The organism is Lentzea sp. (assembly GCF_035525475.1).
Taxonomy (GTDB): Bacteria; Actinomycetota; Actinomycetes; order Mycobacteriales; family Pseudonocardiaceae; genus Lentzea.
Genome location: NZ_DATLEC010000208.1, coordinates 16,214 through 30,663 on the forward strand (window position 1 = coordinate 16,214; position 14,450 = coordinate 30,663).

14 protein-coding genes are annotated in these 14,450 nt (G+C 69.0%); 11 read left to right on the top strand and 3 right to left on the bottom strand.

What is annotated here, in order from left to right:
* Positions 1–2: 2 nt before the first annotated feature.
* The 6 genes from VM306_RS31880 (at position 3) to treZ (ending at position 8,671) form a co-directional block, all read left to right on the top strand.
* Positions 3–428 carry a RidA family protein gene (locus VM306_RS31880; protein WP_325521467.1) on the top strand — a complete coding sequence of 142 codons (426 nt, stop codon included), beginning with the start codon at positions 3–5 and terminating at the stop codon, positions 426–428.
* 104 nt (positions 429–532) lie between these two features.
* Positions 533–2,347 carry a 4-alpha-glucanotransferase gene (locus VM306_RS31885; RefSeq protein ID WP_325521468.1) on the top strand — a complete coding sequence of 605 codons (1,815 nt, stop codon included), beginning with the start codon at positions 533–535 and terminating at the stop codon, positions 2,345–2,347.
* Between the two features lie 137 nt (positions 2,348–2,484).
* Complete coding sequence (locus VM306_RS31890) at positions 2,485–2,742, top strand: hypothetical protein (protein WP_325521469.1); 258 nt, start codon at positions 2,485–2,487, stop codon at positions 2,740–2,742.
* A 60-nt stretch (positions 2,743–2,802) separates the two neighbouring features.
* Positions 2,803–4,908: a glycogen debranching protein GlgX gene (gene glgX, locus VM306_RS31895; RefSeq protein ID WP_325521470.1), complete on the top strand. Its 2,106-nt coding sequence runs from the start codon at positions 2,803–2,805 to the stop codon at positions 4,906–4,908.
* Positions 4,908–7,001: a malto-oligosyltrehalose synthase gene (treY, locus tag VM306_RS31900; protein ID WP_325521471.1), complete on the top strand. Its 2,094-nt coding sequence runs from the start codon at positions 4,908–4,910 to the stop codon at positions 6,999–7,001. The genes glgX and treY overlap by 1 nt, the downstream gene beginning before the upstream one ends.
* Positions 6,998–8,671, top strand: coding sequence for a malto-oligosyltrehalose trehalohydrolase (gene treZ / locus VM306_RS31905; RefSeq protein ID WP_325521472.1), 1,674 nt, complete (start codon positions 6,998–7,000; stop codon positions 8,669–8,671). Before treY ends, treZ begins: the two co-directional genes overlap by 4 nt.
* Here the strand turns inward: treZ and VM306_RS31910 are convergent.
* A complete protein-coding gene (locus VM306_RS31910; protein ID WP_325521473.1) occupies positions 8,590–8,934 on the bottom strand; it encodes an ANTAR domain-containing protein in 345 nt (114 codons plus the stop codon). The two genes, treZ and VM306_RS31910, sit on opposite strands and share 82 nt — an antisense overlap.
* A 217-nt stretch (positions 8,935–9,151) precedes the next feature.
* Between VM306_RS31910 and VM306_RS31915 the strand changes: the two genes are divergently transcribed.
* From VM306_RS31915 to VM306_RS31930, 4 genes are all read left to right on the top strand, one after another.
* A complete protein-coding gene (locus tag VM306_RS31915) occupies positions 9,152–9,331 on the top strand; it encodes a CsbD family protein (protein WP_325521474.1) in 180 nt (59 codons plus the stop codon).
* Positions 9,309–9,935: a UdgX family uracil-DNA binding protein gene (locus VM306_RS31920; protein WP_325521475.1), complete on the top strand. Its 627-nt coding sequence runs from the start codon at positions 9,309–9,311 to the stop codon at positions 9,933–9,935. The genes VM306_RS31915 and VM306_RS31920 overlap by 23 nt, the downstream gene beginning before the upstream one ends.
* Before the next feature lie 279 nt (positions 9,936–10,214).
* Positions 10,215–10,472: a helix-turn-helix domain-containing protein gene (locus tag VM306_RS31925; RefSeq protein WP_325521476.1), complete on the top strand. Its 258-nt coding sequence runs from the start codon at positions 10,215–10,217 to the stop codon at positions 10,470–10,472.
* A gap of 145 nt (positions 10,473–10,617) precedes the next feature.
* Positions 10,618–11,145, top strand: a complete 528-nt coding sequence (locus VM306_RS31930; protein ID WP_325521477.1) for a hypothetical protein — start codon at positions 10,618–10,620, stop codon at positions 11,143–11,145.
* On the opposite strand, the gene VM306_RS31935 is transcribed toward VM306_RS31930, so the two are convergent.
* Entirely contained in the window at positions 11,126–12,442 is a 1,317-nt protein-coding gene (locus tag VM306_RS31935) for an amino acid permease (RefSeq protein WP_325521478.1), read from the bottom strand. The two genes, VM306_RS31930 and VM306_RS31935, sit on opposite strands and share 20 nt — an antisense overlap.
* Before the next feature lie 116 nt (positions 12,443–12,558).
* Here VM306_RS31935 and VM306_RS31940 point away from each other — a divergent pair, with 116 nt between their 5' ends.
* Positions 12,559–13,044 carry a hypothetical protein gene (locus VM306_RS31940; RefSeq protein WP_325521479.1) on the top strand — a complete coding sequence of 162 codons (486 nt, stop codon included), beginning with the start codon at positions 12,559–12,561 and terminating at the stop codon, positions 13,042–13,044.
* A gap of 411 nt (positions 13,045–13,455) precedes the next feature.
* Here VM306_RS31940 and VM306_RS31945 read toward each other — a convergent pair whose 3' ends face one another.
* Positions 13,456–14,418 carry a LacI family DNA-binding transcriptional regulator gene (locus tag VM306_RS31945; RefSeq protein WP_325521480.1) on the bottom strand — a complete coding sequence of 321 codons (963 nt, stop codon included), beginning with the start codon at positions 14,416–14,418 and terminating at the stop codon, positions 13,456–13,458.
* Between the last annotated feature and the right edge of the window lie 32 nt (positions 14,419–14,450).

A 14,450-nucleotide genomic window follows, 5' to 3' on the forward strand; every position in this document is an offset into this window, starting at 1 on the left:
GCATGCCCGCCGAAGAGCGCCTGACCGAGCTGCCCGCGTTGCCGAACACCCCGGGCTACGCCCACGCGGTGGCGGTCAGCGGAAAGCTCGCGTTCATCTCCGGACAGGTCGCGATCGACGCTCAAGGCCGTGTGGTCGGTGTGGACGACCTGGCCGCCCAGACGCGGCAGGCGCTGAGCAATCTTCATCACGTCATTTCCAGGTTTGGCGCGGACTGGTCGGATGTCGTCAAGTTCACGTGGTTCGTGCTCGACGCGTCCGAGGTGCAGACCATTCGCGACGTGCGTGACGAAATCCTGCGGCCGGTCCTCGGTGAAGTCCACAACCCGGCGAGCACGCTGGTCCAGGTCGCGGCTTTGTTCGGGCCGGAATATCTGGTCGAGGTCGAGGCCGTGGTGGCCATTCCCGAACAAGCATCGGATGTTTGAACAAAACAGTGCGGATCCGAGGTCTCGACTGGCCTGCACCCATCGGGTGACCAGGGACCATTTGCTCTGGTAATGCCGCCCGAGCTGTGACATAGGTAGTACTCGTGGACGATTTGCTGGCGCGATTGGCGAACGCCTGGGGCGTGGCCACGAGCTATGAAAACGCGGACCAGCAAGAGGTGGTCGTCGAGACGGACGTCGTGGTGAAAGTCCTCGCCCAGTTCGGCGTCGACGCGTCCACTGAGGACGCCGTGGCCCGTGCGCTGGCCGAGGTCGAGGAGCGCAGGGCGGCGCGGACGCTGCCGCCCACGATCGTCATCCGCGAGCACGAGACGTACGACGTGGGTGGTCCCGCGACGGTCGAGCTGGAGGACGGCACCTCGCTCGCCGTCGACCGCCACCTCCCGGAGGGCCTTCCGCTCGGCTGGCACCGAATAGTCGCGGCCGGCCAGACCGTCACGCTCGCCGTCGCGCCCAGGAAGCTGCCGGAGGTCCCGAAGACCTGGGGCTGGATGCTGCAGCTCTACGCGGCCCGCTCGAAGGACTCGTGGGGGATGGGCGACTTCGCCGACCTCGCCACGATCGCCCGGCGCAGCAGCCTGGAGCTCGACGCCGGGGTCGTGCTGGTCAACCCGGTGCAGGCGCCGAGCCTGACGCACCCGGTCGAGCGCTCCCCGTACTCGCCGACCAGCCGCCGCTTCGCGAACCCGCTCTACTTGCGCATCACCGACACCGCCGAGTTCCTGCAGGCCTGCCCGCGCACCCGCCAGCTCATCCGCGACCTCCGGCCCGAGAACCAGGACCTGATCGACTACGACGCGATCTGGGACGCGAAGAGGCAGGCGCTGGAGCTGCTCTTCCCCGGCGGCGACGTCGAGATGGACGCCGAGCTGGAGAAGTTCGCCACCTACTGCGCGCTCGCCGAGGTCCACGGTCCCGACTGGCGCGAGTGGCCGGCCGACCACGCGGCGCCGTCACCCGAACGGGTCGCGTTCCACGCGTGGATCCAGCACCTCTGCACCCGCCAGCTGCAGGACGTCCGGCTCGCCGCGCACGAGGCCGGCATGGCCGTCGGCGTCATCCACGACCTCCCGGTGGGCGTCGCTCCCGGTGGCGCGGACACGTTCGCGGACCCCGAGGCGTTCGCCATCGACGTCACGGTCGGCGCGCCGCCCGACGCGTTCAGCGCGGACGGCCAGGGCTGGGGCCTGCCGCCGTGGCGCCCTGACAAGCTCGCCGAGACCGGCTACCGCTCGTTCCGGCAGGTGCTGCGCAGCGTCCTGCAGCACGCCGACGGCATCCGGATCGACCACGTCGCCGGGCTCTGGCGGCTCTGGTGGATCCCGCCGGGCGAGCCGCCGTCGCGCGGCACCTACGTCCACTACGACGCCGACGCGATGCTGGGCGTGCTGGCGCTGGAGGCCTACCGGGCCGGCGCGGTCGTGGTCGGGGAGGACCTCGGCACGGTCGAGCCGGTCGTCACGAAGACGTTGCAGGAGAACGGCATGCTGACCAGCGCCGTCCTCTACTTCCAGCGCGACTACTACGCGGAGGGTCACCCGCTGATCCCGCCGTCGCGGTGGAACCCGAACCAGATGGCCAGCATCTCCACGCACGACCTGCCGACCGCCGCGACGTTCTTCGCGGGGCAGGACGGCCCCGACTTCGACGAGCTGATGCGCCAGGAGGGCGTGGAGGCCGCGGACCGGGTCGAGGGCGCCCACGAACTGCTCGCGCAGGCACCCTGCGCGTTGGTCCTGACCTCACCTCAGGACGCTCTGCGGGAAACCCGGCAGCCGAACGTGCCGGGGACGATCGACGAGCATCCCAACTGGAGGATCCCCCTGCCGGTGACGCTGGAGGACTTCTTCCCCCGGGTCCGGGAGATCACCCGGCCGCTGCGCAGCCGTGGAAGATGAAACTTCTGCTCAACGGCAGGTCATGCGCTTGCGGAGTACTGTGAGACCGTCACCCGACGGCGGACGACGAACGTTTTGGAGGTGGCGTGCCGATGAGCTCAGCCGTGGACACACGGACATCGACCGATGTGCTTGAGATGGCCGTCGAACAGGTGCTCGCTTCGGTGAGACCTGCGACACTCGGCGACCCCGTGGCCGGGGCACGACGCGCGGAGGAGTCACTGCGCGACGCGCTGCGGGACACCGGTCCCGTGGACGACAACATGGCCCTGCAGTACGCCCTGGCGTGCGCGGAAGCCGCTTGTGAACACCTGAAGTACTGCGAGATCCAGGAAGCCCGCACTTTGCTCACGGCCGCACGTGGGCAGCTGGCTGTGGCGCGAGCCGGAGCGTGATGCTGGACAAGGGTTAGCCGGATAGGGTCGACGGGTAGCTACCTGCGTGTGAGGAGCAATGTGCGACCCTGGCCTGGTAAGCCCTATCCGCTAGGCGCTGGATATGACGGCGTGGGCACCAATTTCGCTTTGTTCTCCGAAGTCGCGGAGTACGTGGAGCTCTGCCTGTTCGACGAGGACGGCACAGAGACACGCGTGAGGCTGCCGGAGGTGGACGGTTTCGTCCACCACGGCTATCTGCTGGGCGTCGGCCCCGGGCAGCGGTACGGCTACCGCGTCCACGGCCCGCACGATCCCGAACGCGGACTGCGCTGCAACCCCAACAAGCTCCTGATCGACCCGTACGCGAAGGCGATCTCCGACAACCTGGTCTGGGACGAGGCGCTGTACGGCTACAAGTTCGGCTCGCCGGACGAGCGCAACGACGCGGACTCCGCTGCGTTCGTGCCGAAGTCCGTGGTGGTGAACCCGTTCTTCGACTGGACGAACGACCGCTCGCCGCGCACGCCGTACCACGAAAGCGTGGTCTACGAGGCGCACGTCCGCGGGCTCACCATCGACCACCCGGAGATCCCGCCGAAGCTGCGCGGCACGTACGCGGGCCTCGCGCACCCGGTGATGATCGACCACCTCCTCAAGCTCGGCGTGACCGCGGTCGAGCTGATGCCGGTGCACCAGTTCGTCAGCGACCACACGCTCGCGGAGCGCCGCCTGTCGAACTACTGGGGCTACAACACGATCGGGTTCTTCGCCCCGCACGACGCCTACGCGGCGCTGCCGCTGAACCAGGTGCAGGAGTTCAAGGGCATGGTCCGCGCCCTGCACCAGGCGGGCATCGAGGTCATCCTCGACGTGGTCTACAACCACACGGCGGAGGGCAACCACCTCGGCCCGACGTTGTCCATGCGCGGCATCGACAACGAGTCGTACTACCGGCTGGTCGAGGACGACCCGAAGTTCTACATGGACTACACGGGCACCGGGAACTCGCTGAACGTGCGCTCGCCGCACACGCTGCAGCTGATCATGGACTCGCTGCGGTACTGGGTCACCGAGATGCACGTCGACGGGTTCCGGTTCGACCTCGCGGCCGCACTGGCCCGCGAGTTCTACGACGTCGACCGGCTGGCGACGTTCTTCGAGGTCGTGCAGCAGGACCCGGTCGTCTCGCAGGTGAAGCTGATCGCCGAGCCGTGGGACGTCGGTCCCGGTGGCTACCAGGTCGGCAACTTCCCTCCGCTGTGGACCGAGTGGAACGGCAAGTACCGCGACACCGTGCGCGACTTCTGGCGCGGTGAGCCCGCGACGATGGGTGAGTTCGCCTCGCGCATCACCGGCTCGTCGGACCTCTACCAGGACGACGGCCGCCGCCCGTACGCGTCGATCAACTTCGTCACCGCGCACGACGGCTTCACGCTGAACGACCTCGTTTCGTACAACGACAAGCACAACGAGGCCAACGGCGAGGACAGCCGCGACGGCGAGAGCCACAACCGCTCGTGGAACTGCGGTGTCGAGGGTCCGACCGACGACTCCGAGGTGCTCGAGCTGCGGGCCCGGCAGCGGCGGAACCTGATGGCGACCATGCTGTTGTCGCAGGGCGTGCCAATGATCCTGCACGGCGACGAGTTCGCTCGCACGCAGAACGGCAACAACAACGCCTACTGCCAGGACAACGAGGTCTCCTGGGTCGACTGGTCGCAGGTGGAGACCCACACCGAGCTGGTCGAGTTCACCTCCGCGCTGACCGCGTTCCGCAAGGCGCACCCGGTGTTCCGGCGCAAGCGCTTCTTCGCGGGCAGGCCGATCCGCAAGGGCGAGGAGCTGCGCGACATCGCGTGGTTCACCCCGTCCGGCGAGGAGATGACCGAGCAGAACTGGGAGGACGACTTCGGCAAGTGCATCGTCATCTTCCTCAACGGTGAGGGCATCCCGGACCTCGACTCCCGGGGCATGCGGGTGGTCGACGACTCGTTCCTGATGGCCTTCAACGCGCACCACGAGGACATCGAGGTGACGCTGCCCGACGCCGAGTACGGGCCGGAGTGGACGGTCGTGGTCGACACGACGACCGGCCAGGTCGGCGACTCGGAGAAGCCGATCGCCGCGGGGGAGACCCTGAACCTCACCGCCCGCTCGCTCGTCGTGCTGCGCAGGGTGGGCTGATGGGCGCGCCTTCCTCCACCTACCGCGTCCAGTTCACCCCGTCGTTCACCTTCGCCGACGCCGCCGGCATCGCGGACTACCTGGCACGCCTCGGCGTCGGCGCGCTGTACGGCTCGCCGATGCTCGACGCGCGGGAAGGCTCGACGCACGGCTACGACGTCGTCGACCCGACCCGCGCACGGCCGGAGCTCGGCGGTGACGAGGGCAGGGTGGCGTTGCAGGAGCGCCTGTCGGAGCTGGGCCTCGGCCTGGTCGTCGACATCGTGCCCAACCACATGGTCGTGCCGAACCCGTGGTGGGACGACGTCCTCGAACACGGCCAGGCGTCGAAGTACGCGAAGTACTTCGACATCGACTGGTCGTCGGGCAAGGTCCTGCTGCCGGTCCTCGGTGAGGACGCCGAGGACGAGGTGCACGAGCACTACCTCAAGGCGAACTGGCGGCGCGGCAACACCGAGCTGAACTACCGGCGGTTCTTCGACATCACCGAGCTCGCGGCGATCCGCGTCGAGGACCAGGAGGTCTTCGAGGCGACCCACCGCGAGGTCCTGTCGTGGGGCGTCCAGGGCCTGCGCATCGACCACCCGGACGGCCTCGCCGACCCCGGCGGGTACTTCCGGCGGCTGCGCGAGCACTTCGACGGCTGGCTCGTCGTCGAGAAGATCCTCGGGCCGGACGAGGCGCTGCCGCAGAGCTGGCCGGTCGACGGCACGACGGGCTACGACGCGTTGCGCGAGATCTGCGGCGTGTTCATCGCGCCGACGGACGCGTTCGCCGGCGACTTCCACTCCGTCGAGCACTCGGCACGGCAGCAGGTCGCGGACTCGATCCTGGTCGCCGAGGTGCGCAGGATCGCCCGGCTGGTGCAGGGCGTGCCGTTCGAGGACGCCTGCCGGGCCGTCGCCGAGGTGATGGTCAACTTCCCGGTGTACCGCTCGTACCTCCCCGAGGGCGCGCGGCACTGGGAGACGGCGGTCAGGCTCAGCGAGTCGCCCGCGGTGCGGGCGCTCGACGAGCAGGTCCGCGCCGACCCGCACGGCGAGCTGGCGACGCGGATCCAGCAGACGTCCGGCATGGTCGTCGCGAAGGGCACCGAGGACACCGCGTTCTACCGGTACACCAACTTCGTGGCGCTCAACGAGGTCGGCGGCTCGCCCGACAGGTTCGGCCTGTCGCCGGAGGAGTTCCACCAGCGCGCGGCGACGCGCGAGTCCGGTGAGCCCCAGGCGATGACGGCGTTGTCGACGCACGACACCAAGCGGTCGGAGGACGTGCGGGCCCGGCTCGCCGTCCTGGCGGAGATCCCGGACGAGTACCTGGCGTTCGAGTCCGCGATGAGCGAGAGGCACGGCATCTCCGAGCCGACGCTCAACAGGCTCGCCTGGCAGTCTCTCGTCGGCGCATGGCCGATCACCGAGGAGCGGCTCGGCCAGTACCTGGAGAAGGCGTCGCGGGAAGCCAAGGTCAAGACGTCGTGGGTCGACCGGAACGCCGAGTTCGACACCGAGGTGGCCGCGTGGCCCGCCAAGGTGCTCGGCGAGCCCGAGGTCGCCGCGTTCGCCGACCGGATCAAGGCTCCCGGCTGGTCGAACTCGCTGGGGCAGAAGCTGGTCCAGCTCACCGCGCCGGGCGTGCCGGACGTCTACCAGGGCACCGAGCTCTGGGACTTCTCGCTCGTCGACCCGGACAACCGCCGCCCCGTCGACTACGACGCGCGGCGTGAGCTGCTGGACCGCATCGAGTCGGGCTGGCTGCCCGAGGTCGACGACTCCGGCGCGGCGAAGCTCCTCGTGGTGCACAAGGCCCTCCAGGTCCGCAATCGGGGTCTGCGCGGTTACCGGGCGCTGCACGCCGAGGGGGCCGCCGCGGAGCACGTGCTCGCGTTCGAACGCGGCGGCGTGATCACCGTGGCGACGAGGCTGCCCGTCGCGCTGGCGCAGAAGGGCTGGCAGGACACGGTCCTGCCGCTGCCCGATTCGAACCGGCAGGGTTCGAAGTGGACGGACGTGCTGACCGGCCGTCCCGCCGCGGAGGACCTGGGTTCGTTACTCGACCGCTATCCGGTGGCACTGCTCGTGCGGGGGGACCAGTGAGCTTCTCCGTGTGGGCACCGGCGCTCGAGTCGGTGCAGGTCCGGGTCGATGGTGCCGACCACGCCATGGTGCGCGACGGCGAATGGTGGCGTTCTGACGCAGAGGGGACGGACTACGCGTTCGTCATCGACGGCGAGGCGTACCCGGACCCGCGGTCGCTGTGGCAGCCGAACGGCGTGCACCAGGCCTCGCGGGTCTACCGGCACGACTTCGAGTGGACCGACAGCGCCTGGACGGGCCGGGCGCTGCCGGGCGGTGTGATCTACGAGCTGCACATCGGCACCTTCACGCCGGAGGGCACGTTCGACGCCGCCATCGGCAAGCTCGACCACCTCGTCGACCTCGGCATCACGTTCGTCGAGGTCATGCCGGTCAACAGCTTCGACGGCGTGGAGGGGTGGGGCTACGACGGCGTCCTCTGGGGCGCCGTGCACGAGCCCTACGGCGGGCCGGACGGGTTCAAGCGGTTCGTCGACGCCTGCCACGCGCGAGGGCTCGCCGTGCTGCTCGACGTGGTCTACAACCACCTCGGGCCGTCCGGCGCGTACCTGGACAGGTTCGGCCCGTACTTCGCCGGTCGCAACGACTGGGGACCGGGCCTGAACCTCGACGGGGCGGGCTCCGACGAGGTGCGCCGGTACGTGATCGACAACGCGCTGCAGTGGCTGCGGGACTTCCACGTCGACGGGCTGCGGCTCGACGCCGTGCACGCCCTGGCCGACCAGCGCGCGGTGCACGTCCTCGAGGAGCTGTCCGTCGAGGTGGACGCGCTGTCGGCGTCGCTGGGCCGCCCGCTCAGCCTGATCGCCGAGTCCGACCTCAACGACGCGAAGCTCGTGACGGCGCGCGAAGGGGGCGGGTACGGGCTGCACGCCCAGTGGTCCGACGACCTGCACCACGCCCTGCACGTCGCGCTCACCGGGGAGACCTTCGGCTACTACGAGGACTTCGCGGCGGCGGGAGCGGTGAAGAACACGCTGGAGAAGGTGTTCTTCCACGCGGGCACCTGGTCGTCGTTCCGGGAGAAGCACCACGGCAAGCCGGTCGACACGGCGTTGGTCCCCGGCCACCGGTTCCTGGCGTACACGCAGAACCACGACCAGATCGGCAACCGCGCCACCGGCGATCGGCTGACCGCGACGGTGTCGACGGGGAAGTTGTTGTGCGCGGCGGCAATCGTGCTGTGCTCGCCCTACACCCCCATGATCTTCATGGGGGAGGAGTGGGCCGCGTCGACCCCGTGGCAGTTCTTCGCGTCGTTCCCGGACCCCGGGCTGGCCGAGGCCGTGCGGACGGGCCGGCGCCGCGAGTTCGCCCGGCACGGGTGGGGCGAGTCCGACGTCCCGGACCCGATGTCGCCGCGGACGGTCGAGAACTCGCGGCTGAGGTGGGACGAGGCAGGTGTTGGTGATCACGCGCTGGTGCTGGACACGTACCGGTCCCTGATCGCGTTGCGGCGCTCCCGCCCCGAGCTGGCCGATCCGCGGTTGGACAAGTTCGTGGTGGAGCAGGACGGGGCGTGCTTCGTGCTGCACCGCGGTGCCACCCGCGTGGTGGTGAACCTCGGCACGACGCCCGTCCCGCTGCCTCAGGGCGAAGTGCTGCTGACCTCCTCGGCGAACCCGTCGTCGCTCTCACCGGAGTCGTTCGCGGTCGTCGCGTCGACGTGATCCCACAACATCTGGTCGGCCAGGTCCACCGGCCGGCCGAGGTGCGCGTGCACGAAGGCCGCGACCAACCGGTCCGCGGCCACGTGCAACTTGATGTTGTGGTGCTGGGAGATGTGGACCAGCAGCTGGAAAGCCTGCTGAGGCGTGCAGGGTTTGCGTGCGGCGATCAGGCCTGAGGCCTGCCCGATGACAGTCCGGGACACCAGGGCTTTGCGCAGCCCCGCTACCTCGGCCTCGAGGGCGGTGATTCTCGCGGACGGCACCGCCGACTCCTTTCGCGTCGTCATGTCACAGCGGCATGCCGGTGTGACGACGGTGCTCTGGAGCTGCACAGCGAAGGGCGGGCACACCCAGAGCAAGCCGTCACATCGGCTTGCGGCTGGGTTCTCAACCGCGAGTGATCACCTTATCAACTGTTTCAGGCGGTGCTCGCCGGGTAACCAGTCGGCGTAGCTGACCCGCTAGTGAGGAGCCTGATCCATGGGTGCCGACGAGAAGTTCAGCAACAAGGCCGAGGAGCTCAAGGGCCGCGCCAAGGAAGCTGTCGGCGACGCCACGGACAACGAGCAGTGGCAGGCCGAGGGCCGCGCCGAGCGCGCCAAGGGTGCCTTGAAGCAGGCCGGCGAGAAGGTCAAGGATGCCTTCAACTCGGTCAAGTAGAACCGTCTCCGCCGCCCAGTTCGTCCCTTCGGGGGAGGACTGGGCGGCGTTGCGTTCCGCTGCCTCCGGCTGCCGCGGTTGCGACCTGTTCCAGGACGCGACGCAGACAGTGTTCGGCGAAGGACCCGTGCCCGCGAAGCTGATGATGGTGGGTGAGTGTCCCGGTGACCGCGAGGACACCGACGGTCACGTGTTCGTGGGCCCGGCGGGGCGGTTGCTGGACAAGGCGTTGGCCGCGGCGGGGATCGACCGCTCGAAGACGTACCTGACGAACGCGGTGAAGCACTTCCGGTTCGTCGAGCGCGGCAAGCGCAGGATCCACCAGACGCCCCGGCGTGGCGAGGTGGTGGCGTGCTTCCCGTGGCTGCGCGAGGAGATCAGGGTCGTCGAGCCGCGGTTGCTGATCTGCCTGGGGGCCGTGGCCGCCAAGGCGGTGCTGGGGCCGTCGTTCAAGCTGACCGAGCACCGCGGTGAGGTGCTGGAGCACGAGGACCTGCGGGTCGGCGTGACGGTGCACCCGTCGGCCGTGGTGCGGTCCGAGAACTTCACCGAGTCCTTCGACGCGTTCGTGGCCGATCTCGAGGCCCTGCAGAAGGCACTCTGAACACAACGCCCCGGAACGGGACAACCCCCGGACGACTCCTGCGTGAACAGGCCGAGCGGGACCAGCGCTCGAAGTCCGGGGGTCGGGTGGCTGCCTGGGTTTGCGACAGGCGTCACCAAAGGCGGTCCTATCGGACAGCCACCTCACGAGTCCTGTAGCTATACAACTTGGGACCACCTCCTCTCTTGTGTACTTCGAACCTATGTCGAGATCCCCGGACCTCGCAACGGACTTTTCTCACGCCGTCCGGCCCGCGGTTTTCGCGTAGAATCCGCACCCATGGTGCGCATCCCACTGACGTCGCTGGAACGGGAGCGCGGCAGACGGCTCGGCCAGTTGCTGCGGGACGCCCGCGGCGAGGAGAGCATGGTCGAGATCGCGGCCCGTGCGGGACTGTCCGCGGAGACCGTGCGCAAGATCGAGACCGGACGTGCTCCCACGCCGTCGTTCTTCACGATCGCCGCTCTCGCCGGAGCGCTCGGCATCTCGCTCGACTCGATCACCGAGCTGCTGGCCCCGCAGAGCCGATCTGCCTAGATCACCCACTCCGGTATTGAATTCCCCGGCCGGGTCAGGGAAATCCGGTTCTACCCCGCGCGTGCGCCGGTAAACCTTTGACTTCAAACCTGTGTCGTGTTGCCGTGGTGTCAGGAAAATGGCACTTCTCGACACGGGAGAAATGATGAGGTTCATTTCAGCGGTCCTCGCCGCTCTTCTCTCCTTGACGCTCGTCACGGCGCCGGCGGCGACCGCGGTGCAGGTCGAGCGGGTCAGCCGCGCCGAGTTGCTGGAACGCGCCGAGTCGTGGCGGACCGCGAACAACGGCAGCCAGGTCCCGTACAGCATGCAGGAGTACTGGACCGACGGTTATCGGCAGGACTGCTCGGGATTCGTGTCGATGGCCGCGAAACTGGGGAACGAGAATCCCTGGGGCGGACCGAACACCGTGGCACTCGCCTCGAGCGACTACACCGAGCCGGTGGCGATTTCCGACCTGCTTCCTGGCGACCTCCTGATCGACGCGGTGGACGAGCCGGGCACCGACTTCCGGCACGTCGTGATCTTCGAGAAGTGGACGAAGGACGACCGTTCCGAGTACCTGGCCTACGAGCAGCGCGGCGGCTTCGGCACCGACCACCGCCCGCTCACCTACGGCCTGGAGCCGAACAGCGCGTACCAGCCCTACCGGCTCAGGAACGTGACCGGCTGAGCGACCGCGACCGGATGAGCCCGATCACGGCGAAGACGCCGACGAGCACGCCCGTGGACAGGATCTGCCCGCGGGCCTGCCCGTCGCTCAGCATCAGCACGACGACGGCGGCGATCGCCACCAGCGCGACCCAGGACAGGTACGGGAAGCCCCACATCGGGACCGCGGGGTCGGGTGTGGTGCGGCGCAGGCGGATCTGGGAGACCGCGACGAACGCCCAGACGATCAGCAGCGCCGAGCCGACGGCGTTGAGCAGCACCAGGAAGACGGTGTCGGGCCACAGGTAGTTGAGCAGCACCGAGAAGAACCCGAACGCCGTCGACGCCAGCACGGCGTTGCGCGGGACGCCGTTCTTCCTGCCCAGCAACGCCTTGGGCGCCTCGTCGCGTTCGGCGAGCGAGCTGAGCATGCGGGCGGCGCCGTAGAGGGTGGCGTTGATGGCGCTCAGCAGCGCCACGAAGATGACGACGTTCATGATCTGCCCGGCCGCCGGGATGCCGATCCTGTTCAGCACCGCCACGTACGGGCTGGCGCCGACCTCGGAGTCGTTCCACGGCAACAGGGTCACGACCACAACCATCGAGCCGAGGTAGAAGACGAGCAGCCGCGTCATCGACGTGCGGACCGCCTTCCTGATGGCGCGCGCGGGGTCCTCGGCGTCTGCGGCGGCGATCGTGACGACCTCCAGGCCACCGAACGCGAACACCGTCGCCATGAACCCGGCGACGACTCCGCCCCAGCCGTGCGGGAGGAAGTCGCTCAGGTTGGTCAGGCCGGGGGACTCGACGCCGGGCAGCACGCCCGCGATGGCCGCGGCGCCGAGTGCGAGGAACAGCACGATCGCGGCGACCTTGAGGCCCGCGAACCAGAACTCGAACTCGCCGAAGTGGCGGACGTCGGCGAGGTTCACGGCGGTGAGCACGGCCATGAAGAGCAGCACCCAGGCCCACTGCGGCACGGCGGGGAACCATCCCGAGGCGATCTTGGCGGCTCCTGTCGCCTCGACGGCGAGCACCACGCCGACCGCCGACCAGTAGACCCAGCCGACCGTGAAACCGGCCCACGGACCGATCGCCTTCTCGGCGTGCACGGAGAAGGCGCCGCCGCTGGGGTGTTCCGCGGCCATCTCGCCGAGCATGCGCATCACGAGCAGGGCCAGGGCTCCGGCCAGTGCGAAGGAGATAAGCACCGCCGGTCCCGCCAGCGCGATGCCCGCGCCCGTCCCGACGAAGAGCCCCGCACCGATCACGCCACCCAGCGCGATCATGGTGACATGCCGTTCCCGCAGGTGAGTCACGCTCTCCAGCCCCGTTCGAGTGTGCCGATGGCCGGCCGATAGTGGATTCATGGCGGGGAAGAGTCAAATCGTGTGATCGGAGTTACACCGCACCGGAACAAGTGAGGGTGAGATCGATGAACTCGCCTAAGGGAGTACTGCCGTCCGGGGTCCTGCCGCAGCTCGACACGTTCTCCAGCGCGCTGGAGCGCTACTCGGACTGGGGGTGGCTCGTGCTGCGGTCGGAGAACCGGCTGCTGCTCACCACCGACCACCAGGTGTCCGCCGTGGAGATGGCGGCGGGGATCGGCGGAGAGGTGCGGCACTACCTGTCCGTCCGGATGCTCGGCGGTCCGGTGGTGGTGCTGCCGGGGTCTCCCGGGCGATGGCTCCTCCTCACCGAGTCGGCAGACGAGGCCTCCCAGGTGAACCTGATCCGGTTGCGTGCGCGCGGGGCGCTGACGCACCGGCTGGGGACGCTGGTGCCGTTGCCGCCGTCGCGGATCGACGGCGGTGGGGTCCGGTGGCTGGGCGAGGTGCCCTCCGGCCGGCCGTTCCTGCCGCCGTTCTCCGCCGTGGTGGCGGCGTTGAGGACGGTCACGGAGACGTCCGGGATGCGCTGACGGGCGGCAGACGCACCGATTCGGCTCACCGGTTCTCCAGTGCGTTCGTGGCGACCTCGCCGATCGTCCGCTCGCGGCCGCTCATCCGAAAAGATTTCCGCCGTGCGGGTTGTCCGGGCGGTGCTGGAAATCTGCTTCTCGCGGTAGGTGTTGACGAGTTCCACGATCTTCGCGCGACTCCTGGGAGTCACCCGCGACTACACCGGATGCGGCGGAAATTCACTCCACAAGACGCCGACGAGCCTCTAGCTTTGTGAGGTCGGACACCGGCGGAAGGAGCAGGGCATGGACGGGTACGAAATCCTCGCCGACGAGGACGGGCACGTTCGCGGTTACGACTAGCGACCGCTCATCGGCCGCGTGAGGGAGTGACCCGAAGAGACTCCCTCGCGGCTCGAGCGACCTCTCTTCTCACGGTGCGGAATGCGCCTCGGCGGTGCTGGAACGCACCACGAGCGTCGTCGGGAGCTCCCGTTGGTCGGCAGGGCCGCCGTCCAGAAGAGCGGCCAGGAGGTCGACGGCGACCTCGCCGGCTTCCTCGGTCGGCATGTGGACGGTCGTCAGCGCCGGTGAGCACATCGCCGCGTACAGGATGTCGTCGAAGCCGGTCACGCTGATCTGCCGCGGCACCTGCACGTCGCGCGCCGCGAGGTGGCTCAACACTCCCAGCGCCATCAGGTCGTTGTACGCGATGAACACCGTCGCGCCGGTCTCGAGCGCCTGCTCGGCCGCCGCGACCCCGCCGCCGAAGTTCGGCTCGAACGACCCGAGCAGCCGCGCGCGGCCCCGCAGGCCCTGCATCCGCCGGGTGTTCGACCACGCCGCGGCCGGACCGCCCAGGTAGACGAAGTCGTCGTGGCCCAACGCCTCCAGGTGGGCGACGACCTGCTCCATGCCGGAGGCGCTGTCCATCAGCACGGACGAGACGCCCGGCACGATCCGGTTGATCAGCACCAGCGGTGTCAGGGCCGCGAGCTCGGCGACCGCCTCGTCGGGCAGCAGCGACGCGCACAGCACGACGCCGTCGACCTGCGCGGCCATCGTCCGCACCAGCTCCGCCTCGGTTTCGGGATCTTCCCTGCTGTCGCAGAAGAACACCGAGGTGCCCGCCTCGCCCGCCCGCGTCTGCACTCCCCGCAGCACGGACGGGAAGAACGGGTTGGTGAGGTCGGGCACCACGATGCCGAGGTTCCCGGTGCGGCCGGTGATCAGGCTGCGCGCGGCCCGGTTCGGCTGGTAGCCGAGCCCGGCCACGACGTCCAGGACCCGTTGCCGGGTGGCGTCCTTGACGAGACCCGGAGCGCTCAGCGCGCGCGAGACCGTCGAGACGGAGACCTGAGCCTGGCGAGCGACATCCCTGATGGTGACGGCCACGCGTGCATCATGGCAGTCAAGGTCAAGAAGGA

What these genes read in the sequence shown, in the direction of transcription:
- VM306_RS31880 (WP_325521467.1), top strand. Translation starts at nt 3, where the DNA reads ATGCCCGCCGAAGAGCGCCTGACCGAGCTGCCCGCGTTGCCGAACACC.
- VM306_RS31890 (WP_325521469.1), top strand. Translation starts at nt 2,485, where the DNA reads ATGGCCGTCGAACAGGTGCTCGCTTCGGTGAGACCTGCGACACTCGGC.
- treY (WP_325521471.1), top strand. Translation starts at nt 4,908, where the DNA reads ATGGGCGCGCCTTCCTCCACCTACCGCGTCCAGTTCACCCCGTCGTTC.
- VM306_RS31915 (WP_325521474.1), top strand. Translation starts at nt 9,152, where the DNA reads ATGGGTGCCGACGAGAAGTTCAGCAACAAGGCCGAGGAGCTCAAGGGC.
- VM306_RS31920 (WP_325521475.1), top strand. Translation starts at nt 9,309, where the DNA reads ATGCCTTCAACTCGGTCAAGTAGAACCGTCTCCGCCGCCCAGTTCGTC.
- VM306_RS31925 (WP_325521476.1), top strand. Translation starts at nt 10,215, where the DNA reads ATGGTGCGCATCCCACTGACGTCGCTGGAACGGGAGCGCGGCAGACGG.
- VM306_RS31930 (WP_325521477.1), top strand. Translation starts at nt 10,618, where the DNA reads ATGAGGTTCATTTCAGCGGTCCTCGCCGCTCTTCTCTCCTTGACGCTC.
- VM306_RS31940 (WP_325521479.1), top strand. Translation starts at nt 12,559, where the DNA reads ATGAACTCGCCTAAGGGAGTACTGCCGTCCGGGGTCCTGCCGCAGCTC.